We start from the raw sequence: 22936 nt of genomic DNA, 5'->3' as shown, positions 1-22936 counted from the left end.
GACGTCCGAGCGCCCCGCGCCATAAGGTCGGCGGGTGCGCACGGACGGGAGCCTCGCGCGGTGGCCGCGCGCCGCCGACGTGGGCGTCCCGCCCGTGGTCGCTGCCGCGCGTTGGAGGCGCCGTGGCCGGGTGGATGCCGTTCACTGCGGTCGGCGGGATCGTCGACCCGGAGACGGAATCCCGCGTCCCTTACGGCGCGGCGGGGGAGATCGGTTATGCGGTCCTCGTCGGCCTGGCCCTGCTGGCTCTAGCCATGGCCGCCGTCAAGCGCAGGGACCTTTGATTCGCGCCGAGGCGCCTGGAACACCGTGGCGTCAGTCGGTGCCGGGGGTGTCCTTGTGCAGGGACGGCCTGGAGGTCGGCTCAGGCGTTTCCCGGGGAGTCTCAGAAGGCTCGTGGAGGGCCGTCGAGGGCTCCTCCTTGGTGAGGGAAGGCTTGGCTTCCTCGGCGGCGGACGGGACCTCTGCGGGCTCCTCGGGCTCGTCCTCCTCGGTGAGGAGGACGCCCACCACGGCGCGGATCTTGTCCTCGGGGACGGCGCCAGCGCGCAGGAGGCGCGGGACGGGACCGGTCAGGTCGATGATCGTGGACGGGTCGGCGTGGCCGGACCGGCCCCCGTCCAGGTAGACCGCCACCGAGTCGCCGAGCATCTTCTCGGCCTCGTCGACCGTGCGGGCGGCGGGGCGGCCGGAGAGGTTCGCGCTGCTCACCGCGAGGGGCCCGGTCTCCTTGAGCAGTTCCACGGCGAGCTCGTGCATCGGCATCCGGATGGCGACGGTGCCCTTGGTCTCGCCGAGGTCCCACATGAGGCTGGGGTTGGCGCGGCACACCAGGGTCAGCGCGCCCGGCCAGAACTCGTCGATGAGGTCCTGCCCGTAGGTGCCGAGGTCCTCGACCAGGGCGGTCGCGGCGCGGACGGAGCCGACCAGCACCGGCGGCGGCATCTCGCGTCCGCGGCCCTTGGCGTCCAGGAGCGCGGTCACGGCGGGCGGCGTGAACGCGTCGACGCCGACGCCGTACACGGTGTCGGTCGGCATGACGATCAGCTCGCCGCGCCGGACGGCCGAGAAGGCCTCGGCTATCCCCCGGCTGCGCTCCATCGGCTCAGAGCAGTCGTAACGTCGGCTCACGGTCGCCCGTCTTCCCATCTGTACACGCTCGTCCGGTACGCCACAGCTCGTGGGCATGGCACAGCTCGCGGGCAGGGCACCGCCCAGGATAGCGGGGCTAGTCGGCTGCCAGGCGCGCGGTCACGAAGCGGTCCCGGTTCGCGAGGTCGCGACGGTTGCGCACGTCGCGCCAGCCGTTCTCCTCCGCGAAGACCCAGTAGACGCCGTTGCCCTGGAGGTCGCTGTGCTCGACGGCCGCGTAACCGCCGGGGCGCAGGAGGCGGCGGGCGGTGCGCTCCACGATGCGGATCGCGTCCAGGCCGTCGTCACCGCCGCCCCACAGGGCGTCGGCGGGGTCGTGGTCGCGGACGTCGCGGGGGACGTACTCCCACTCGCTCATAGGGATGTACGGGGGGTTGCTGACGACGAGGTCGACGGTGCCGTCCAGCTCGGTGAGGGCGGAGGCGAAGTCGCCCAGGTGCAGCCGGACGCGGCCTCGCTCGTCCAGCTCCTCCACGTTGCGGGTCGCGTGGACGAAGGCCGTAGGGTCCTTCTCCACGGCGTGGACGCGGGCCCGGGGCGCCTCCAGCGCGATGGACAGCGCGATCGCGGCGGAGCCGGTGCCGAGGTCGACCACGAGAGGGTCGCGGACGTCCATGTCGCGCAGCGTCTCCAGCGCCCAGCCGACCATCACCTCGGTCTCCGGACGCGGCACGAACACGCCGGGCCCGACCTTCAGCTCCAGGTAGCGGAAGAACGCGCGGCCGGTGATGTGCTGCAGCGGCTCCCCCGCCTCGCGGCGCGCGACGAACTCCCAGAACCGGGCGTCGAACGCGCTGTCGGGGACTCCGTGCAGCTCCGAGCGCCGCACCCGGTGCACGGCCGCCGCGAGCTCCTCGGCGTCGGCGCGGGGCGAGGCGGCCCCCGCGTCGGCGAGCCGCGCGGTGGCCCTGGCGATCTCGTCGAGCAGCAGGTTCATGCTCCTGCCCTTCGAGCGGGGACGACCCCCCACACCCCCCGGCTCGCCACGCTCAAGACGGCTGCCCTTCGAGGCGGGACGACCCCCCACACCCCCCGGCTCGCCACGCTCAAGACGGCTGCCCTTCGAGGGGGGACGACCCCCCACACCCCCCGGTTCGCTGCGCTCATCATGACTTCTGGGCTTCGGCCAGCCGGCGTTCCATCTCGGCGTCGACGAGCGCCTGCGTGACGTTGTGGAGGTCGCCGTCCAGCACCTGGTCGAGGTTGTAGGCCTTGTAGCCGACCCGGTGATCGGAGATCCGGTTCTCCGGGTAGTTGTAGGTGCGCACCCGCTCGGAGCGGTCCACGGTGCGGACCTGGCTCTTGCGCTCGGCGGACGCGGCGGCGTCGGCCTCCTCCTGCGCCATCGCCAGCAGCCGGGACCGCAGGATGCGCAGCGCCTGCTCCTTGTTCTGGAGCTGGCTCTTCTCGTTCTGGCAGGAGACGACGACGCCGGTCGGCAGGTGCGTGATGCGCACGGCGGAGTCGGTCGTGTTGACGCTCTGCCCGCCGGGCCCGGACGAGCGGTACACGTCGATGCGCAGGTCGTTCGGGTCGACCTGGACCTCGACGTCCTCGGCCTCGGGCGTCACCAGGACGCCGACGGCGCTGGTGTGGATGCGGCCCTGCGACTCGGTCGCGGGCACCCGCTGCACCCGGTGGACGCCGCCCTCGAACTTCAGGCGCGTCCAGACCCCCTCCTCCTGGGACCCCTTGGCCTTCACCGCGACCGTGACGTCCTTGTAGCCGCCGAGGTCGGAGGGGTGGGAGTCGAGGACCTCGGTCTTCCAGCCGACGCGCTCGGCGTAGCGGAGGTACATCCGCAGCAGGTCGCCGGCGAACAGCGCCGACTCCTCGCCGCCCTCGCCGGCCTTGACCTCCAGGATCACGTCCTTGGCGTCGTTCGGGTCGCGCGGGACGAGCAGCCGCCGCAGCCGCTCCTCCAGGTTCTCGCGGCGCTCGCCGAGCTCCTCGGCCTCGGCGGCGAACGCGGCGTCCTCCCCGGCCAGCTCGCGGGCGGCGGCGAGGTCGTCCTCGGTCGCGGCCAGCTCGCGGTGCGTCTCGACGATCGGCCGCAGCTCCGCGTAGCGCTTGCCGAGCTTGCGCGCCAGCCCCTGGTCGGCATGGACCGACGGGTCGGCGAGGCGTTCCTCGATGCTCGCGTATTCGCTGATCAGATCGTCGAGATTCACGCTGGTGTCCTGGCCCGTCGCGGCGCGGGGGCGACCGCCCCCGCGCCGATTTCGGACGGCCCGGGGACGTGGAGAGTCCTCGGGCCGTCCCTGATGTCCGCGGTGCGGATCGTCCTACTTGCCGGCCTTCTTCTTGCCGAAGCGCTGCTCGAAGCGCGCGACCCGGCCGCCGGTGTCGAGGATCTTCTGCTTGCCCGTGTAGAACGGGTGGCAGTTCGAGCACACGTCCGCGTGGATCACGCCGTTCGCGGCGGTGCTGCGGGTCTCGAAGGTGTTACCGCAGGTGCACGTCACGGTGGTGACGACATACTCCGGGTGGATGTCGGGCTTCATGTGTTCTCCTCGCTTCGGGCGGTCGCCGGGCGCCCCCGGCCGCATGGCGATGCCATGGGGCAGATGTGGGAGGCGTGAACCGGTACCGCAGCGGTTGCACACCAAGTGTGCCAGATACCCGAACGTGGCGAGGTCCCCGGTCATTCCCGGGCTGTGCTTGCCCAGGGGTAGCGACCCCCCTGGAACCCCCCGTTGCGAGCCGGGCGATCCTCACGCCACGGTTTCGGTTCCTGTGCCCGTGCGGGTTGTTGTCGTGTCGCTGCGGTCGCCCGGCTCGGCGGGGAGGGCGACCTCCAGGCGCTCAGAGCGCCTTCCGGCCGCCCTCCCCGCGTGTCTCGGGCCGGGCTAACCCCGTCCCGGGTAGGTGAGAACCGCCCAGCCCGACCCGCGTGTTCCGGGCGGGGCTAACCCCGTCCCAGGTAGGCGAGTACGGCCATGACCCGGCGGTGGCCGCCCTGGGCGGGCTGGAGGTCCAGCTTCATGAAGATGTTGGAGATATGCTTCTCCACGGCGCCCTCGGTGACGACGAGGTCGGCGGCGATGGCGCCGTTCGAGCGGCCCTGCGCCATCAGTCCGAGCACCTCGCGCTCGCGGGGGGTCAGGGCCTCCAGGGGGTCGCCGGTACGGCGGCGGCCGAGCAGCTGGCCGATCACTTCCGGGTCGATGACCGTCCCGCCGGCGGCGATGCGGCGGACCGCGTCGATGAACTCCTCGACGTCCGACACCCGCTCCTTCAGCAGGTAGCCGACGCCCTGGGCGCCGCCGCCGATCAGGTCCGTGGCGTAGCGCTCCTCCACGTACTGGGACAGGACGAGGATCGGCGTGCCCGGACGGCGCTCCCGGACGGCGAGGGCCGCTCGCAGCCCCTCGTCGGTGAACGAGGGCGGCATCCGGACGTCCACGATGGCGAGGTCCGGAGCGTGCTCCTCGACGATGCCGAGCAGCCCCGGCCCGTCCCCGACGGTCGCCACCGTCTCGATCCCGGCGTCGCCGAGCAGCCGGACGAGCCCTTCCCTCAGCAGCACCGAGTCTTCGGCGATCACTACCCGCATCCGGCCATTATCGGGCCCGCCGCGCCGCCCCGCGCCGAGATCACCGCGTACGGGGCCGGATCACCACGTGCAGGGCAGTTCGGCGCGGACGACCGTGGGTCCGCCGGGCGGGCTGTCCACGACCAGCGTGCCGTCGATCGTCGCCGCCCGGTCGGCGAGCCCGGCCAGGCCGCCGTCCGGCCGCGCGACCGCGCCGCCCACCCCGTCGTCCGCCACCTCGACGACGACCACGCGGTCCTCGCGGGTCACGCGGACGGACGCGCGGGTCGCGCGGGCGTACTTGGCGATGTTGGCGAGCGACTCGGCGACGATGAAGTAGGCGATGCTCTCGACCGCGGCCGGCGGGCGCTCGGGCAGGTCGACCTCCACCTCGACGGGGACGGGGGCGCGCCCGGCGAGTCCGGACAGCGCCGGGTCCAGGCCGCGGTCGGTGAGGATCGCCGGGTAGATCCCGCGGGCGAGGTCGCGCAGCTCGGAGATCGCCTCCCTGGTGCCCGCGTGGGCCTGCTCGATCAGGGCCCGCGCGCCCTCGGGGTCCTCGTCGAGCTTGGCGCGGGCGCGGCCGATGTCCATCGCCACGGCCAGCAGGCGCTGCTGCGCCCCGTCGTGCAGGTCCCGCTCGATGCGGCGCCGCTCGAACTCGGCCGCGTCCACCCCGCGGGCGCGGCTGGCCCGCAGGTGCTCGGTCCGCTCGCGCAGCGCGGCGTTCTCGCTCTGCGACGGGCTCGGGCCCAGCATCAGCGCGGCGAACGAGGCGTGCCCCATCGCCATCGCGCGCGTCACGTACATCGCGACGACGAGGAACCCCAGGCCGAGGACCGACATCGGCAGCGCCTCCGCGGGATCGCCCGCCCAGTACGACACCCCGAAGTTGACCTCGGCGCCGCCGCTCACGGCCACGATCACCGGCAGGAACAGCAGGGACCCCGTCGCGGTCCACACCGCCGCCGACACGACGAACTCGACCATCGTGAGGGGGAACAGCACCGCGAGGTAGACGAGGTCCTTCCAGGTCGCCGGGTCCGCCGCCATCCCCCTGAGCTTGACCAGCGGGTTGCGCCCGGCCGGAATGGGCCGGTACGGGCTCGGGATCCGGACGCCGAACGCGGCCAGGACGAGCCGCCGCTCCAGCACCGCGCCGAACCGCCACGCCACCATGAGCAGCGCCAACAGCGGGATGCCGATCCAGAAGATCAGCAGCCCGATCGACAGGGTCAGCCCGACCGCGAGGATCACGAACCAGGCCAGCCCGAACGCCAGGCCGACACCCAGGTACAGCGCCGAGCGCCAGGTCAGCGAGGACGACGCCATCGCGAGCGGATGCCAGGGGCGGTTCATGACGGACGCCGGCTCCCCGCCGGCCCGCGTCGCCGTCGTCCACCGCGCCGCGACCCGCCGGACGGCGCCGCCCGCCGCGCCAGGGTCCTCGTTCGACTCGCCCACGTCGTCCCTCCGTGCCCGTTCCCAACCTACGGTCCCAGCCTGCCGGGCCGGGGACGGGACGACCATGGCGCGCCCCGGCGGATCGGAGGTGGGGCTAACCCCACCCCTGCCCTCAGGCCGGTCGAGGACGACTGAAGCGCGCCGGCCCCAGGAACGCGAGCGCCCCAGCCGGAAGGGATCCGGCGGGGGCGTCTGCGGCTACCCGGTCGTCGACCGTCGGACTCAGCGGTCGTCGGACACGGTCGTCTTCTGCACCTGGAGCAGGAACTCGGCGTTGGACTTGGTCTCCTTCATCTTCTCGATGAGGAGCTCCAGCGCCTGCTGGGTGTCGAGCGCGTGCAGCACCCGGCGCAGCTGCCAGACGACCCGCAGCTCCTCCGGAGCCATGAGGATCTCCTCCTTGCGGGTGGAGGACTGGTCGACGTCCACCGCCGGGAAGATCCGCTTGTCCGCGAGCGACCGGTTGAGCTTCAGCTCCATGTTGCCGGTGCCCTTGAACTCCTCGAAGATGACCTCGTCCATGCGGGACCCGGTCTCCACCAGCGCGGTGGCGAGGATCGTCAGCGAGCCGCCGTTCTCGATGTTGCGGGCCGCGCCGAAGAACCGCTTCGGCGGGTACAGCGCGGTCGAGTCGACACCGCCGGACAGGATCCGGCCGGACGCGGGCGCCGCCAGGTTGTAGGCCCGGCCCAGGCGGGTGATCGAGTCGAGCAGCACGACGACGTCGTGGCCGAGCTCGACGAGCCGCTTGGCGCGCTCGATGGCCAGCTCCGCGACCGTGGTGTGGTCCTCGGCGGGACGGTCGAAGGTCGAGTGGATGACCTCGCCCTTCACCGTCCGCTGCATGTCGGTGACCTCTTCCGGACGCTCGTCCACGAGGACGACCATCAGGTGGCACTCCGGGTTGTTCTTGGTGATCGCGTTGGCGATCGCCTGGAGCACCATCGTCTTGCCGGCCTTCGGCGGCGACACGATCAGGCCGCGCTGGCCCTTGCCGATCGGCGACACCAGGTCGATGATCCGGGTCGTCAGGATCCCCGGGTCGGACTCCAGGCGCAGCCGCTCCTGCGGGTACAGCGGGGTCAGCTTGCTGAAATCGACGCGGCCCTTGGCCTGGTCGGGCTCCATCCCGTTGACGGTGTCGAGGCGGACCAGCGCGTTGAACTTCTCGCGCCGCTCGCCCTCGCGCGCCTGCCGGACGGCGCCGGTGATGACGTCGCCCTTGCGCAGCCCGTTCTTGCGGACCTGCGCCAGCGAGACGTACACGTCGTTCGGGCCGGGCAGGTAGCCGGTCGTCCGGACGAAGGCGTAGTTGTCGAGGATGTCGAGGATGCCCGCGACCGGGATCAGGACGTCGTCCTCGGTGATCACCGGCTCCTCGTAGCGCTCGCGGCCGCGGCCGCGGTTGCGCTCGCGGAACCGGCGCCCGCGACGGCCCCGGCCGCCGCCGTCGTCATCGTCGTGCTGGCCGCCGCCGCCCTGGCCACCGCCGCCGCCCTGGCCGCGCTGGCGTCCGCCGCCCTGGTCTCCGCGGTCTCCGCGCTCGCCCCGGTCACCGCGCTCGCCGCGCTCGCCGCGCTCACCACGGTCTCCGCGCTCACCGCGCTCACCGCGCTCACCGCGCTCGCCCCGGTCGCGGCCCTCGCCGCGCTCCCGGCCGCCGCGCTGCCGCTGGCGCCCGCCGCCGTCGCGGCCCTCGCGCCCGTCGCGGTTGCCGTCGCGGCCGCCCTGGGACTCGCCGTCCTCGGCGTTCTGCTCCCGGCCCTGGTCACGGCTCTGGCGGTCGCCGCGTCCCTCGGAAGATCCCCGGTCCTGCCTGTCGCCCCGCTGCCGGCCGCCCTGCCGGTCGGCCTTGTCCTGCTTGTCGCCCTGGCCGGCCTTCTCCACCGTGCCCGCCTGGCCCGCCGCGCTCGGCTGGCCCGCCGCACCGGCCTGGCCCTCGGACGCGGTCGCGCTGTCCGAAGACGCCGCGGGCGCGACGTCGGCGATGGTGACCTGCTCTTCGGCCACCTCGCGCTTGGCGGAGGCGCGTCCGCGGCGCGGGCGCTCGGTCGCCACCGGCGCAGCGGCTCCCTGCTCGCCCCCCGCCTGCCCCTGGCCGCCCTGCTTCTCCTGGATGGCGGCGATGAGCTGGCTCTTGCGCATCCCGGTCGTGCCGGTGATGCCGAGGCTGGACGCGAGCGCCTTGAGCTCGGGGAGCACCATGGCCGACAGGCCGGTGCCGCGGCGGCGCCGGGGGGCGGCGGGCTCCGCGCCGGCCGGAGCGGCGGCGGCTTCCGTGCTGGTTGCGTCCGTAAGGAGTTCGCTGGATTCGCTCACTAAGGGTCCTTCCCAGGGCGCGGGCGTTGGCCGGCGTTCGGCCAGTCGACCCGGTGGTGCGGCCCGGCGGGGGCGCCGGATCGGGCTCCGCTGATCACGATGGAACCGGGATCTGCGTGTTCTGGGCACAGCCAGATGGTGGACGGGACGTTCCGCTCGTGCGGGTCCCCGGTACCGCCACGTCCGAAGTTTCGCTGGAATGCCTGACAACGGAAAGTCACGGTGTCGGGGAGCCTGGTACGCGGGACCGACACGACCGGAGGGTCGAACAGGCGACGCGCGGCTGACGAGCACGCTGCCCCGAACGGGGCATCTGGTGCGGCAATCAGCCTAACATCACCAGGGCACACTGCTATTCCCCAGAGGTCGATGTCTTCGCAATTTACCTAGTGGGATCCGTCCGGAAACGTGCACCGGCCGGAGCGACGCATGGCCCCCGCCCCCGGCGGCGCGGTCAGGCCCGGGTCTCGGATTCTCCGGGCACGACGTGTGCGCCGCGGGTCGCGACGTCCAACGGGTGTTCGTGCCAGCCTTTACCCACTCCGCCGCCTATCGAATCAACCTGCGCCGCGGTTGTGAAGGCCAGGACGGTCGGCCCGGCACCGGAGATCACCGCCGGGACGCCCGCGCCGCGCAGCCGCGCGACGAGCGCCGCGGACTCCGGCATGGCGGGAGCGCGGTAGTCCTGGTGGAGCCGGTCCTCGGTCGCGTCGAGCAGGACCCCGGCGTCCAGGCCGCAGGTGAGGGCCGCGACGAGCAGCGCGGCGCGCGCGGCGTTGGCGGCGGCGTCCCCGTGCGGGACGGTCTCGGGCAGCAGCCCGCGGGCCCGCTCGGTCGCCAGCCGCTGCTCGGGGACGAACGCCACGACCTGTCCGACCTGCGACTCCAGCCGCACCGACCGGGGGCCGCCGGGCGCCGTCCAGGCGACGGTCAGGCCGCCGGCGAGGCACGGCGCCACGTTGTCGGGATGGCCCTCGATCTCCGTCGCGAGGCGCAGCGCCCCGGCGTCGTCGAGGAGCTTCCCGGCGGGGTGCAGCGCGCGGGCCGCGACGATCCCGGCGACGATCGCGGCGGACGAGGAACCGAGCCCCCGGCTGTGCGGGATGCGGTTGCGGCACCGCAGCCGGAGCCCCTCCGGGCGGGCGGGACCGGTTCCGGCCAGGTCGTCCAGGACGTCGAAGGTCCGGCGCAGCACCCGCACGATCAGGTGCCGCTCGCCGCGGTCGGCGACCTCGGCGCCCTCGCCGTCCACCTCGATGGACAGCCCGCCGGCGGTCGCCTCCACCTCGACGTCGTCGTACAGCGCCAGCGCGAGGCCGAGCGAGTCGAATCCGGGGCCCAGGTTCGCGCTGGTGGCGGGGGTCCGCACCAGCACCGGGCCGTCAGCCCAGCCCACCTCAGGTGAGGCCGAGCTCGGACGCGGCGGAGTGCGCGTCGACCTTGATGGTCGTGGGCGCGGGCGCCCCGGAGATGGCCCAGTCGGGGTCCTTGAGGCCGTTGCCCGTCACGGTGCAGACGACCCGGGACCCGGACGCGACCCCGCCCTGCTCGCTCGCCTGGATCAGGCCCGCGACGCTCGCCGCGGAGGCGGGCTCCACGAAGACGCCCTCCTCCCGGGCGAGAAGCCTGTAGGCGGCGAGGATCTGCCGGTCGGTGACCGAGTCGATGGCGCCGCCGGACTCGTCCCGCGCGGCGACGGCGAGGTCCCAGGAGGCGGGGTTGCCGATGCGGATCGCGGTGGCGATCGTCTGCGGCTTCAGGACGGGCTCGCCCTTCACGAACGGCGCCGCGCCGCTCGCCTGGAAGCCCAGCATCCGCGGGGTGCGCGAGGAGACGCCGTCCTTGGCGTACTCCTTGTAGCCCATCCAGTAGGCGGAGATGTTGCCGGCGTTCCCGACGGGCAGGCAGTGGACGTCGGGCGCGTCGCCCAGCGCGTCCACGATCTCGAACGCGGCGGTCTTCTGGCCCTGCAGCCGGTACTTGTTGACCGAGTTGACCAGCGCGACCGGGTAGTCGACGGACAGCTTGCGCGCCAGTTCCAGGCAGTCGTCGAAGTTGCCGTCGACCTGCAGGAGCCGGGCGCCGTGCACCAGCGCCTGGGCCAGCTTGCCCATCGCGATCTTGCCGTTGGGGACCAGGACCGCGCAGGTCATCCCGGCCCGCACCGCGTACGCGGCGGCGGACGCGGAGGTGTTGCCGGTGGAGGCGCAGATGACGGCCTTCGCGCCCTCCTCGGCCGCCTTGCTGATGGCCATCGTCATGCCCCGGTCCTTGAACGAACCGGTCGGGTTGGCGCCCTCGACCTTGAGGAACACCTCGGAGCCGGTCAGCTGGGACAACCGGGGGGCGGGCACCAGGGGGGTACCGCCCTCCAGGAGGGTCACGACCGGCGTCGCGTCCGTCACCGGAAGCCGGTCGCGGTACTCCTCGATAATGCCGCGCCACGCGCGGGCGTTCGCGTTCACGTCGGTCTCCTCGCCTGACCTGCGATGTCACCCGAAGTCTATCGGGACGGTCCTCGCCGTACTTCTCGCCTATTCGTCGCCTTCGACGCGCATCACGCTCGTCACCTCCCGGACGATCTCCAGCCCGCGCAGGCCCTCCACCGTCGCCGACAGCGCCGCGTCCGGCGCCCGGTGCGTCACGACGACGAGCTGCGCCTCCTCCCCGGACCCGACCTGCCGGACGGCCTGGATGGAGACGCCGTGCTTGGCGAACGACTGGGCGACGGTGGCGAGGACGCCGGCCTCGTCCGTGACGTCCACCTGGATGTAGTAGCGCGTGATGGTCTCGCCCATCGGGAGCACGGGGAGCTTCGCGTACGTGACCTCCACCGGGCCGGGCGTGCCGCCGACCACGTTGCGCGCGACCGCGACGAGGTCGCCGAGGATCGCCGACGCCGTCGGGGCGCCGCCCGCGCCCGCGCCGTAGAACATCAGCGACCCGGCCGACTCCGCCTCGACGAACACCGCGTTGTAGGCCTCGCGGACGCTCGCCAGCGGGTGCGACCTCGGGATCATCGCCGGGTAGACGCGGACCGACACCCCGCGCCCGTTGCGGCCGTCCTGCGAGGGGACGCGCTCGCAGATGGCCAGGAGCTTGACGACGCAGTCCATGCTCTGGGCGCCCGCCACGTCGGCGGCGCTCACCTCGGTGATGCCCTCGCGGTGGACGTCCGCGGCCGTCACCGGCGTGTGGAAGGCGAGCTGCGCCAGGATCGCCGCCTTGGCCGCCGCGTCGAAGCCCTCCACGTCGGCGGTCGGGTCGGCCTCCGCGTAGCCGAGCGCCTGCGCCTCCTCCAGCGCGTCGTTGAAACCGGCGCCGTGCGTGTCCATCTGGTCGAGGATGTAGTTCGTGGTGCCGTTCACGATGCCGAGGACCCGGTGCACGTGGTCGCCGACCAGCGACTCCCGCAGCGGCCGCAGCAGCGGGATCGCGCCCGCCACCGACGCCTCGTAGTACAGGTCGGCGCCGTACTCCCGCGCCGCCGCGAACAGCGTCGCGCCGTCCTCGGCCAGCAGCGCCTTGTTCGCGGAGATGACCGACTTGCCGGTCTTCATCGCCTCCAGCATCAGCGTCCTGGCGGGCTCGATGCCACCGATCACCTCGATGACGATGTCGACGTCGTCCCTGGTCACCAGCGCCTGCGCGTCAGTGGTCAGCAGCGCCGGGTCGACGCCCGCGCGCACCCGGTCCGGCCGGCGCACGGCGATCCCCGCCAGCTCCAGCGGGACCCCGACCCGCGCGGCCAGATCGTCGGCCTGCTCGTTCAGGAGCCGGACGACCTCCGTGCCGACCACGCCGCAACCGAGCAGCGCCACGCGCAGTCCGGGTTTCACGCTTCGACCTCCGCATCGAGCCGCAGCAGGTCCTCCGCGCTCTCCCGGCGGACGATCACGCGCGACCTGCCGTCCCGCACCGCCACCACCGCCGGCTTCGGGACATGGTTGTAGTTGCTTGCCATCGACCGGCAGTACGCACCGGTCGCCGCGACCGCCACGAGGTCCCCCGCCGCAAGATCTTCGGGGAACCACAGGTCGCGCACGACGATGTCGCCGCTCTCGCAGTGCTTGCCGACAAGCCTACTGAGCATGGGCGCGGCGCCGGAGGACCTGCTCGCCAGCACGCCGGTGTACTCGGCGCCGTACAAGGCCGTGCGCAGGTTGTCGCTCATGCCGCCGTCGACGGAGACGTACGTGCGCAGGCCCTCGACGTCCTTCACGGTTCCGACCTCGTACAGCGTGACGCCGCCCGGGCCGATGATCGCCCGTCCCGGCTCCACGGTCAGCCGCGGCATCGACAGCTCGTAGGCCCGGCACTCGCGCGCCACGATGTCGCGCAGGCCGTCCGCGATCGACTTCGGGTCGTGCGGCTCCTCGCCGGGCAGGTACGCGATGCCGTAGCCGCCGCCGAGGTCCAGCTCAGGAAGCTCGACCCCGTGCTCGTCGCGGATGGCCACCAGCAACTCCGCCAGCCGGTGCGCGGCCACCTCGAACCCGTCCACGTCGAAGATCTGCGACCCGATGTGGCTGTGCAGCCCCGCCAGTTCGAGCTGCCCCAGCTCCAGAACCCGCCTGACCGCCTCCAGGGCCGCTCCGGAACTCCTGGAGAACCCGAACTTCTGGTCATCGTGCGCGGTGGCGATGAACTCGTGGGTGTGCGCCTCCACACCCGTGGTCACGCGCACCATCACCTTGGGCCGGACGCCCATCTCCTGGGCGAGATACCCCACGCGGGCGATCTCCTCGAAGGAATCGAGGACGATCCGCCCGACCCCCACCTCCAGGGCCTTCTCCAGCTCCCAGGGCGCCTTGTTGCTCCCGTGCAACGTGATGCGCTCGGTAGGAAAGCCCGCCGCCAGCGCCACGGCAAGCTCACCACCGCTGCACACGTCGAGGCCGAGCCCCTCCTCGTTCAGCCACCGCGCGACCGCCGTGCAGAGGAAGGCCTTGCCCGCGTAGTGGACGTCCCCGTCATGGAACGCGGCCGCGTACTCCCTGGCGCGGCTCCGGACGTCCTCCTCGTCGTATACGTAGAGGGGCGTCCCGTACTCCTTCGCCAGGTCCCTGACGTCAACTCCCGCGACGGTGAGGACGCCCTCCTCCCGCTTGGAGTTACGCGGCCACACCGAAGGCTCCAGCGCGTTCAGATCCTCCGCCGGCCCGGCCGGATGATCCTCCGGCAGGACGTCGGCGTGCCGCGGCCCAGCAGGGTGTACTCGACTCATATCCGCTCTCTAGGGGTCTCACCGATCATGTTCAGCCCGTTGCCGAGGGCGACCTCGACGGCCTCGGCCAGGCCGACCCGTCCCGCGTGCACCGCCCCGGGCTCCTCATCGCCCATGGGCACCGCGGGACAACGCTCATGCACCTCGTGGTACGCCTCGGCCACCTTCTCCAAGCACAACATCAGCGGCCTGGCATCCCGTTCCCGCTCCGCCTGCGCGGCTCGTCCGGGCATGTCGCCCAGCGCCCCCACGAGTTCCTCCGCACCACCCTCGAACGGCCCGGCCCCGACACCGAGTTCCCGGGCCCAACGCCCCACCCAGCAGGCCCGCGCGTAGGCGTACCGCACCGAGAACCCCGGATTCTCGAACGTCCGAGGCCACTCGCTCCACCCGCCTGGCGGCACCCGGGCGACCCCGTAACGAGGATCACTCCGAACGGCCTCCACCAGCTCCGGCCCCACCACGACCCTGACGAACCCGGGCCCGGACACGCTCCCCCCGACCCGGCGCGCGATCACCCGCGGATCCACCCCGAGCCGCAGCGCCACCGGACTCTCGAAGACCCCGCCGCCCCGTCCGAAGACCACGACCTTCTCGGGGACCACGACGTCGATCTCCCCCGCGGCCACGGCTTCCCGCACCGCGCGCACGAGAGCATCGCCTGGAGTCACCCTGGTGAGACTAGCCGACCACTATCTGGACACCGCAGCCAGTTTCCGCACCGTCTGGATCAGATGGTTGGGGTCGAACGGCTTCGTCACGTACGCGTCGACACCGATCTCGTGCCCCCGCCGCACGTCGTGCTCCTGCGCCCGCGCCGTGATCATCACGACCCTGATGTGCGCGGTCCCGGGGTCCTCGCGCAGCCGCACCGCCGTGACCCACCCGTCCAGCCTGGGCATCATCACGTCCAGCGTGATCACGTCCGGCCCGACCTCCGCCACCCTGTCCAGGCAGTCCTGCCCGTCCACCGCGGTCGAGACGTCGAACCCCTCCAGTTGCAGGTTCACGGCGATGAGCTGGCGGATCACCTCGTCATCATCGACGACCAGCACGCGTCCCAGTGGCTCGGTCACGGCCTCGAAGTTAGCCCACTACACCCCCGGCCCGCACGGCGAACATCCCCGTACGCGCCACCCCGCCAACCCTGGTAACCTCATACCGCGTCGCGCCCCCTTAGCTCAGGGGATAGAGCAACGGCCTCCGGAGCCGTGTGCGCAGGTTCGAATCCTGCAGGGGGCACCCCAGACGACCAGCGAAGACCCCGGTTGACCAGGCACTCCGCCCGGCACCCGGGGGTTGTTGTGCATGGATCCATGGGCCAGCCAAAGTCGCCGGTGTCGCCGGTGTCGCCGCCTACACCAAGTCGCGCCGCCGCGCCGCCCTGTCGTTGATCGAAGGAGCCATCGCGCCTCACACCTCTTTTACCTGGTACGAAACCGAATGGGATGGCACTGGCGCTGCTCTTCATCAGAGATGCCTTCGAGCGGCAGATTCGTGCGCGCTGATCACAGCATGATCGTGGGCGGTGCCGGACGCCAAGAAACCGCTGGTAGGACGGTTGGTCTCTCAGAACATCCCGTTCCCAGCAGAGGCATCTCAATGCTTTGTCAAGCGGCCGCTGCTGGCAGCATTGCTGTGTAGCGGCGGACGACCTCTCGACATGGCCCAGAGGGACGTCGACTCGGCGGCGTGCGAGGCTGAGAACGGTTTGGACGTGAGTTTCCTTCGTCTCGTTTCCTGCGGTAGTACTCCTGCGAGGGACCGGGTCTGGACATGGTTGTCTGGGCTGACAGGTAGAAGATCCTGCACAGACGTCGGTCGTAGTGAGTGGGGCGGTGCAGGTTGTTGAGCCGCCGCCCCGAATCGTTGGGTACGGGGGCGATCCCGGCGTGGACCGCGAGGTGCCCTGCGTTGCGGTAGCTCGACAGGTCCCCGGTCCGTGCGATGAGCTCGGCGGTCAGAAGTGGTCCCATGCCCGGCATCGATTGGATGATCTCGGCGGTCTCGTCTCCAGCGAGGACCTCAGTGATCTCCGCGTCGAGCTGCTGGAGGCGTTCGTCCAGGTCGAGGATCTGTTGGGCGAGGTCCGCGACGAGCCTGGCGGCCCGAGCCTGTCCGGGCAGGACTGTCTGCTGCGCGCGGCCGGCCATGACCGCGCGTTCGGCGATATCGGTCGCGGAGCGCACCTTGCGGCGCATCAGCCAGTCGGTCAGCCGCTTCACTCCGATGCGGCGAAGCGCGGGGGGCGTCTGGAAACCGGTCAACATCACCAGGCCGGCCCGGTGTTTGTACTCGAACTCGCGTTCCAAGGCCGGGCAGATGCCGACCAGTAGTTCACGGAGCCGGTTGATCATGCGGACCCGGTAGCTGACCGGGTCGCGGCGGCAGGACGTGAGAAGTGCGAGCTCGTGGATCATTTCTGGCGAGGTCGTGAGCAGCCGGAACCCGGACCGCATCCGGGCGACGTCGGCGATGACCTGAGCGTCTTTGGCGTCAGTCTTGCCCTCGCCCGCGAACGCCCCTGCCATGCGGTTCACCGTCCGGCCGGGCACGTACACCACCTGCTGGCCATGGCTCACCAGCAGGGCCAGCAGCAGGGCCGACAACCGGCTGGAGATATCCACCGCCCACTGGACCTCGCCGGCCAATTCGCAAGCTGCGGCGATCATAGCCAGGATCGCTTCTTCGTCGTTGGCGACCTTTCGGGACAGCAGTCGCCGGCCCTGGTGGTCGACGGTCACCGCCAGTGGTGGGCCTTGCTGACATCGACTCCGACCCAGACTTGCTGGACTGTGCTCAACAGGGGGTTCCTTCTCACGTCAGGCCATGCCTTTGTGGTCCAGGGAACCCCCCGGCCAACGAAGCCATGAACAGCGATGATCCGCAGCTCTCAATCAGCGGTCAGAGCGTCCAGGGAATCGGGCGGCCTTGCCTCTCAAGCCATCAACGGCAACTTCACATAAGCCACACCCGGCCCCCTTGAACCACCACCCCATTGTTATGCCGTCATATGCTCCTTGTACCGTTGTCGCGCCGGACCCTGGCTTACGCCACCAGTGTCGTCCGCCGCCCCAGCCAGGCCCTCGGTGTCAAAGGCCGGCGTCTGACCCCGGACATGCAGGCTCTGATGACCATGGTCTACCTGCGCAAGGGTGAGACCTACGCCGAGCTGGCCACCGGATTCGCCACCCCCACACCACCGCGTGGCGCTACGTGAACGAGACCGTCGACCTGCTCGCCGCCCGCGCGCCCAAACTCGGCGTGGCGCTGGCCACAGCGGTCAAAGCCGCGCTGCCCTACCTGGTGCTGGACTGCACCTTGGGTTTGGATCGACCAGGTCGCGGCGACCGGCTTTACCATTCAGGAAAGCATCGCCGCCACGGTAGAATCTCCAGGTCATCGCCGCACCGGATGGGACAATGCTGTGGGTGTCGGGACCGCTGCGCGGCTCGGTCCACGACCTGACCGCGGCCCGGATCTGGGGCATCATTCGGGCCGCTGGCCGGCACCGGGCTGCTCGTGCTGGCCGATAAGAAGTACCAGGGTGCCGACGCGCACATCCTCACGCCCGCAAGGGACGCGACAAGCCCCAACCGCAAAAGGACACCAACCACGCACACGCCAGGTTCCGCGGACCCGGCGAACGCCCGTCACAGCCTCAATACTTGCTTAGCAGCATTCTTCTGATCATCTCATACTGGTCCTTTGGGACGATGTCGCCCTCGACGTCGGCGTAGTATGCCGACAGCTCTGCTCCGTCAACAGACGGGCCCAACTGCCAAGGTGAGAGTGTCGCGGTGAAGCGCGCCGCCATGAATTCCGCCGCCCAGCGCAGCGCATCCGCAGGTCCTGAGCATGGGGAGTTGCCGAGCACTTTCACCAGCACCCATGCGTCCTCATGTTGACGCAAGCACCAGCGGCTCACCTGAAGGGGGTCGAATGTCCACCATGAGAAGGGATCTCTGCTGGCTCGGGTCCATTCCGTCACCGAAATATCGGCCGCAACGAATATCTCTGCGCACCAGGATTGAGCTTCGACAACTGTGCAATCACGATCCACCACGCCCACTGCCACACCGAGGGTCGTGTCCTCTTCTCCGTGGTGGACAACGAAGGTAACCTCGCCATCTTTCCATGTGCCGGGACGGCGATCGCCGTAACGAGCTCGGAATTCTGCCAAATATTCGTATCCGTCGGACTGGAAGGCGCTCTGGTTAGAACACCCAAGCAGAGCACGCATCAGAGCTGGATTACGTTCCAGCGCCTCGAGGTCGGAGACGACCACTAGGAGGCCAACCCCTACCTGTCCGCCCGATGCAAGAATCTCACTGACCAGCCGGGCACCTCGTTTGTCTTGGAGAGCCGCATCTGCGTCATCAATGGCGACTAGGACACCTGGAATGTCCCGAGACGGCTTGGTGTACTCGTTCACAGCCTTTCGCTCATCAATGATTCGCACGGCAGCCTCAAGATTTGCGATCGTCTGGGGAAGGTCAGTGGCCACAAAACGATCGTGGCACACGGACGCCCACTTCGCCTGGAATTCGTTACGTCCCGACGGGTCGGACGGAAGGAGAAAGAAGCGACCCGAACTGAGGGCGTCGAACATCAAAAGGCGCAGCAGGTTTGACTTGCCCTGTCCCCTGGCGCCGACGATGAGCCCGGAATCTACAGTTCCAGTGAGGGGATCATGCAGGCGCCATTCGACTCTCTGGCCGTCCTGGAACTCTCCGATGCAAATTGCGCCCGTTTCGGAATCGTAGCTCGGCCCCCCATACCTTGGCCCCTCTTTTTCTCGCCTTCTCTCCTCGCGACGGCCATAAAGAGACTCTCGAATTCTTTCATGCGCTTCATGTCTGGGGCTCTGCCATGTCTGGGAGGGACCAGATCCAACGTTCTGCACAAGCCGCACCCCAGGCGGCCGGCGGGCTTGCGGTGCTTCGTCACCGAATACCCTGAGAATCGCTCCCGAACGTTCGGCCGCGTCCGCAAAAATATCTTTGCCTTCGCGGACGAGCATCGCGTCGAAGCGCCAGTCACTCAAGTTCTCCGCGGTAATGCCACGCAAGACGGGGCGACGCGGCTCTGGAGGAACATCCTGTGAGATGAAGTGACTTCGGATGAGGTCCGGAGTATGCGCCGAGTAGAATCGAGCCAGCCCCTGCCAACCGCTGAGGTGAACGTGCAGGAGGCGAAACCCGGCTGATCGCATCTTCCGCATGGCGCCCGTTGGATTGGCAGCGCGCCACTCTCTGAGTTTTTCGTTGTAAGGTGGAACGAAATAGGAGATGAGACTGTGCTCGATTAGATCAACAGCGGGCTTCGTCACCCTGCCATCTGGATCCGCGAAGCTTCGGAGATAAGCACTGAGATCTGGTCCCGCCTCAGTATCCTCGATGTGATCATCGCTGGTCCACATCGAGCGCTCCAGAACAAGAGGAGCCACAAAAATCTCGCAGCCGCTGTCAACGTGATCCTCGTAGATCCGTTGCAGCTTCTTGTGGTTCTGCGTGCGCTCCCAAGCATTCCTGCCACCCCCCTGACCGAATGCCTGGCCTACGTAGAGGACTTCCTGGCCAGCGACCTTGGCATCAGCTCCGGAGAGAAGTGAAGCCAGAGCCCAAGCGTCGCCATGAAACAGCCTATCCGCTGCGGACACCGAGAAGTAGGCACCGCCTTCATGTAGCCGAAAGTCGTTCAGGTCCCCCAATTTAGAGAAGTCCGATCCAAATGTATAGATTTCTTCCGAACTCTCGAGGTCTGGGCGGGTCGCGAAATCTGCGGTCAGAATCCGATCTTCGATCCGCACCGAGCCCTGCACGATCTTCAGAGCCGGCCGTCGAGTAATGATGTACCAGTGACTCGAAGACAATGCTTCTGCAAGGCCATCGCAGTCAAATCTTCGCTGGTAAACATGTGCTACTTCTAAACGGTACGAGAGAGTCCCGGCCACAGCGTCCTCCACATGAAACCGACCCCTGAGCCTCCTACCTCGACCATACAACGCGGTACCGACAGTTCCGTTCGGCACTGCTCACAACACCGATCGTGGCGTCCAGCCCCTTATGGGCGGAGCGGCGCTCTGACTCGCCTCCAATCGCAGACCCGCAGATGCTGTCCAAATTCGCCGGGGAGGGACCGCCTCGGTGACGCAGAACCTGGGATGACCGCCTCGGAGCACCGAACCGGTCCTGGTGGCGGTTACTCGGCGTAGGGCTGGTCTTTGCCCTTGTCGCTGTAGCCGAGGCTCCAGATGTAGCCGTCCGGGTCGGCGAAGGTGCCGCCGTAGCCGCCCCAGGGGAGGGCGCCGGCGGGCTTGAGGATCTTGGCGCCGGCCTTCTCGGCCTCGGACATGATCTCGTCGACTCGCGATTCGCTGCGGACGACGTAGGTGAGGACCAGGCCGTTGAAGCCGCTGCCCTCAGGACTCACGCCCGCCATGTCGGCCAGGCCTTCGCGGCCGTAGAAGCCGACCGGCGAGGCTCCGTCCGATTCGAAGAACACCGAGACACCGAAATCGTTCTGGATCTTCCAGCCGAGGCCCTCGGTGTAGAACTTCTTAGACCGGTCCATGTCCTGGACGCCCAGCAGGATCGAGCTGACGTGAGCCTTCATGCCTTTTCTCCTTGCGTTCGCGGTGAGCGCCGCCCGGACCGGGAATTCCGGCCGGTCCGGGCGGCCACATCGGCTTAGGTGAGCCGGTCGGCTCCTTTTCGCCTTCGTGAGGATCACGTTACGTAAGGGGCAAGGCGGGTGCTTCTTGATTCCTGATCGATCTCCTGGGGTCACATGGCCGCCGTGTTTCAGGTGGAGTGGAGGTCCAGGGCGGTGCGGACTATCGCGTCCGTGTCTATGCCGTGGTGGCGGTAGACGTCCTCGATCGAGCCGGACTGGCCGAAGGCGGTGACGCCCAAGGTGGCGCAGGGGACGTTGTTGATGCCGGCCAGGAAGGCGAGGGTGTGGGGGTGGCCGTCCAGGACGGTGACGAGGGGGGTGGCGCGGGAGGCGGGGAACGCCTGGTCCAGGATCCAGTTCGGTCCGTCGTCGAGGCCCTGGCGGGAGCGGAGGGCCTGGAAGAGCAGGCCGGGGCTCGTCACGCACACCACGTCCGCGCCGACGCCGGTCTGCTCCAGGCGGTCGGCGGCGGCAAGGGCCTCGGGGACGAGGGCGCCCATCGCCGCGATGGTGACGGCGGGACGCTCGGCGCGGCGCAGCGGGTAGGCGCCGGCGACCACCTGGCGGCGGCGGCGCTCGCGGGCCGCCGGGTCGGCCGGGACCGCCGCGAGGGTCTGGTCCACCGGACGGGTCGACAGGCGCAGGTAGGCCGAGCCGCCGTCGGGACGGCCGAGGCGGGCCATGCTCGCGAGCAGCGTCCATTCGGTGTCGAGGACGAACGCGGGCTCGTAGGCGACGCAGCCCGGCTGCTCGACGCCGATCGACGGGGTGACGATCGACTGGTGCGCGCCGCCCTCCGGGGCCAGGGTGACCCCGGACGGGGTGCCGATCAGGATCGACTGGCCGCCCGCGTAGATGCCGAACGACCACGGTTCGAGTGCGCGGCCGACGAACGGGTCGTACAGGACGCCGATCGGTAGCAGGGGACGGTCCCAGCGGCTCCAGGTGGCTCCGAGTTCGCCGAGCAACCCGACCAGGTTGGTCTCGGCGATGCCCAGCTCGATGTGCTGGCCGGCCGGGCTCTCCCGCCAGTGCAGGATCGTCTCGCCGTCGTCGGCGAACCAGTCGCGGCGTTCGGAGGGCGACCAGACGCCGACCTTGTTCACCCAGCCGCCGAGGTTGGTGCTGGAGCTGACGTCCGGGCTCACGGTGACGACGCGCGCCGCGGCGTCGGGGGCCTCCCGCGTGAGGTCGAGCAGCAGCCGGCCCAGTGCGGCCTGGGTGGTCGCGGTGCCCTTGGGGGTCCGGCCGATGTCGTCGGGCAGCGGTGGCGGAGCCTGCGGGGCGGACGGGGTCCGGCGCAGCCGCGCGGCCGTCTCGGCGCACAGCCGGGCGGCCGCCGATCCCTCCTCGAAGCGGGCCCAGGGCGCGTCCGGGTCGGCGCCCAGGTCGGGCGCGAGCTCGGTGATCTGGTCGGCGGTGAGGAGCGAGGAGTGGTTCTGGGGATGGCCCTCGCTGGGCAGGCCGTGCCCCTTGACCGTGTACGCGAAGATCACGGTCGGCCTGGTGTCGTCGATGGCGTCGAACGCCTCGGCGAGGGTGCCGAGGTCATGGCCGCCCAGGTTGCGGAGGGCCGCGAGGAGCGTGGCGTCGTCGAGTTCCGCGATCAGGCGGGCGACGGGCTCGCTGCCGCCGGGGAGGCGGTCGCGGAGTTCGCCGGCGTCGCAGCGCAGGAGGCGCTGGTACTCCGGGTTGGGCATCGCGTCGATTCGGGTGCGCAGGTCCTCGCCGCCGGGGCGCTCGAACAGCTCGGTCAGCAGCCGGCCGTACTTCAGGGTCAGGACCTGCCAGCCGGCGGCGGAGAACATGCCCTTCAGCCGGTGCGCGGCCAGGTACGGCACGACCCGGTCGAGGGACTGCCGGTTGAGGTCGACGATCCACACGATCTCGCCCAGCTCGGCCACGCCCGGGTCGAGGATCGCCTCCCAGACGGCGCCCTCGTCCAGTTCGGCGTCTCCGACCAGCGAGTACTGCCGGCCCGCGGGCGCGCCCTCCACGTACCGGCGGGCGACCGCGCCCCAGATCGGCGCGGTGGCCCCGATGCCCACCGAGCCGGTGGAGTAGTCGACGGGGTCGGGGTCCTTGGTCCGGCTCGGGTAGCTCTGGAGGCCGCCGAACTCGCGCAGGGACGTCAGGTACCGCTCGTCCAGCCCGCCGAGCAGGTAGTTGATCGCGTGCAGCACCGGGGAGGCGTGCGGCTTGACCGAGACGCGGTCGTCCGGGCCGAGGTGGCGGAACCACAGCGCCGTCATGATCGAGGCGATCGACGCCGACGACGCCTGGTGGCCGCCCACCTTCAGCCCGGACGAGTTGGGCCGGACCCGGTTGGCGTGGTGCACGATGGCCGTCGCCAGCCACAGCACCCGCCGCTCGACCTCCTCCAGCACCCCGGAGTGCGTGGCCGTCGCCACCGGATCGTTCATCGTCGGCTCCTTTGCCTCAGCGCCCGGGCGGGTCGACGGAGATCGCCTGGATCCCCCTCGACGACCTCCGCGATGAGGCGGCCGCCCGGCCACCCGCCAGGGTACGGGCCGTTTCGCGGCCCGAGGACGCCGAGTCCG

At 70.3% G+C, this 22936-nt stretch carries 17 protein-coding genes, 1 tRNA gene and 1 pseudogene; 2 read left to right on the top strand and 17 right to left on the bottom strand.

The annotated features are described in order from the left end of the window. The first annotated feature begins 122 nt into the window (after window positions 1–122). Window positions 123–284 carry a hypothetical protein gene (locus FKD65_RS44515; protein WP_168221254.1) on the top strand — a complete coding sequence of 54 codons (162 nt, stop codon included), beginning with the start codon at window positions 123–125 and terminating at the stop codon, window positions 282–284. 31 nt (window positions 285–315) lie between these two features. On the opposite strand, the gene FKD65_RS31670 is transcribed toward FKD65_RS44515, so the two are convergent. From FKD65_RS31670 to FKD65_RS31610, 13 genes are all read right to left on the bottom strand, one after another. After that, the gene (locus FKD65_RS31670; protein WP_141581717.1) at window positions 316–1131 is read right to left on the bottom strand and encodes an L-threonylcarbamoyladenylate synthase; all 816 of its coding nucleotides are present in this window, start codon (window positions 1129–1131) and stop codon (window positions 316–318) included. Between the two features lie 97 nt (window positions 1132–1228). Further along, the gene (gene prmC, locus FKD65_RS31665; protein ID WP_141581715.1) at window positions 1229–2089 is read right to left on the bottom strand and encodes a peptide chain release factor N(5)-glutamine methyltransferase; all 861 of its coding nucleotides are present in this window, start codon (window positions 2087–2089) and stop codon (window positions 1229–1231) included. Between the two features lie 169 nt (window positions 2090–2258). After that, window positions 2259–3323, bottom strand: a complete 1065-nt coding sequence (gene prfA, locus FKD65_RS31660) for a peptide chain release factor 1 (protein ID WP_141581712.1) — start codon at window positions 3321–3323, stop codon at window positions 2259–2261. Window positions 3324–3437: 114 nt separating this feature from the next. Further along, the gene (rpmE, locus tag FKD65_RS31655; RefSeq protein WP_141581710.1) at window positions 3438–3656 is read right to left on the bottom strand and encodes a 50S ribosomal protein L31; all 219 of its coding nucleotides are present in this window, start codon (window positions 3654–3656) and stop codon (window positions 3438–3440) included. A gap of 404 nt (window positions 3657–4060) precedes the next feature. Continuing rightward, window positions 4061–4708 (bottom strand): response regulator transcription factor, encoded by a 648-nt coding sequence (locus FKD65_RS31650; protein WP_141581708.1) that lies wholly within the window; start codon window positions 4706–4708, stop codon window positions 4061–4063. Between the two features lie 60 nt (window positions 4709–4768). Next, window positions 4769–6151, bottom strand: a complete 1383-nt coding sequence (locus tag FKD65_RS31645) for a sensor domain-containing protein (RefSeq protein WP_240809691.1) — start codon at window positions 6149–6151, stop codon at window positions 4769–4771. Between the two features lie 222 nt (window positions 6152–6373). Next, a complete protein-coding gene (gene rho, locus FKD65_RS31640) occupies window positions 6374–8470 on the bottom strand; it encodes a transcription termination factor Rho (RefSeq protein ID WP_141581706.1) in 2097 nt (698 codons plus the stop codon). 454 nt (window positions 8471–8924) lie between these two features. Next, window positions 8925–9866 (bottom strand): homoserine kinase, encoded by a 942-nt coding sequence (gene thrB, locus FKD65_RS31635; RefSeq protein WP_141581704.1) that lies wholly within the window; start codon window positions 9864–9866, stop codon window positions 8925–8927. 1 nt (window position 9867) lies between these two features. Further along, the gene (gene thrC, locus FKD65_RS31630; RefSeq protein ID WP_141581702.1) at window positions 9868–10935 is read right to left on the bottom strand and encodes a threonine synthase; all 1068 of its coding nucleotides are present in this window, start codon (window positions 10933–10935) and stop codon (window positions 9868–9870) included. Between the two features lie 69 nt (window positions 10936–11004). Further along, window positions 11005–12309, bottom strand: coding sequence for a homoserine dehydrogenase (locus FKD65_RS31625; RefSeq protein WP_141581699.1), 1305 nt, complete (start codon window positions 12307–12309; stop codon window positions 11005–11007). Continuing rightward, a complete protein-coding gene (gene lysA, locus FKD65_RS31620; protein WP_141581697.1) occupies window positions 12306–13697 on the bottom strand; it encodes a diaminopimelate decarboxylase in 1392 nt (463 codons plus the stop codon). Before lysA ends, FKD65_RS31625 begins: the two co-directional genes overlap by 4 nt. Continuing rightward, window positions 13694–14368, bottom strand: coding sequence for a DALR anticodon-binding domain-containing protein (locus tag FKD65_RS31615; RefSeq protein ID WP_141581695.1), 675 nt, complete (start codon window positions 14366–14368; stop codon window positions 13694–13696). Before FKD65_RS31615 ends, lysA begins: the two co-directional genes overlap by 4 nt. A gap of 21 nt (window positions 14369–14389) precedes the next feature. Next, on the bottom strand, window positions 14390–14752 hold the full coding sequence (locus FKD65_RS31610; RefSeq protein WP_141587199.1) for a response regulator transcription factor: 363 nt from the start codon (window positions 14750–14752) through the stop codon (window positions 14390–14392). 115 nt (window positions 14753–14867) lie between these two features. Between FKD65_RS31610 and FKD65_RS31605 the strand changes: the two genes are divergently transcribed. Next, window positions 14868–14939: transfer RNA gene (locus tag FKD65_RS31605), tRNA-Arg, on the top strand. Window positions 14940–15296: 357 nt separating this feature from the next. Here the strand turns inward: FKD65_RS31605 and FKD65_RS31600 are convergent. The 4 genes and pseudogenes from FKD65_RS31600 to FKD65_RS31580 form a co-directional block, all read right to left on the bottom strand. Beyond that, a pseudogene (locus tag FKD65_RS31600) lies at window positions 15297–16503 on the bottom strand (IS110 family transposase). An 855-nt stretch (window positions 16504–17358) separates the two neighbouring features. Further along, a complete protein-coding gene (locus FKD65_RS31590) occupies window positions 17359–19653 on the bottom strand; it encodes a hypothetical protein (protein WP_141581690.1) in 2295 nt (764 codons plus the stop codon). Window positions 19654–19901: 248 nt separating this feature from the next. Further along, window positions 19902–20315 (bottom strand): VOC family protein, encoded by a 414-nt coding sequence (locus FKD65_RS31585; RefSeq protein WP_141581688.1) that lies wholly within the window; start codon window positions 20313–20315, stop codon window positions 19902–19904. A gap of 188 nt (window positions 20316–20503) precedes the next feature. After that, complete coding sequence (locus FKD65_RS31580; RefSeq protein WP_141581686.1) at window positions 20504–22798, bottom strand: pyruvate dehydrogenase; 2295 nt, start codon at window positions 22796–22798, stop codon at window positions 20504–20506. Window positions 22799–22936: the final 138 nt, after the last annotated feature.

Source organism: Actinomadura sp. WMMA1423 (genome assembly GCF_006547145.1).
Taxonomy (GTDB): domain Bacteria; phylum Actinomycetota; class Actinomycetes; order Streptosporangiales; family Streptosporangiaceae; genus Spirillospora.
This window is presented reverse-complemented; position numbering and strand designations above follow the sequence as displayed.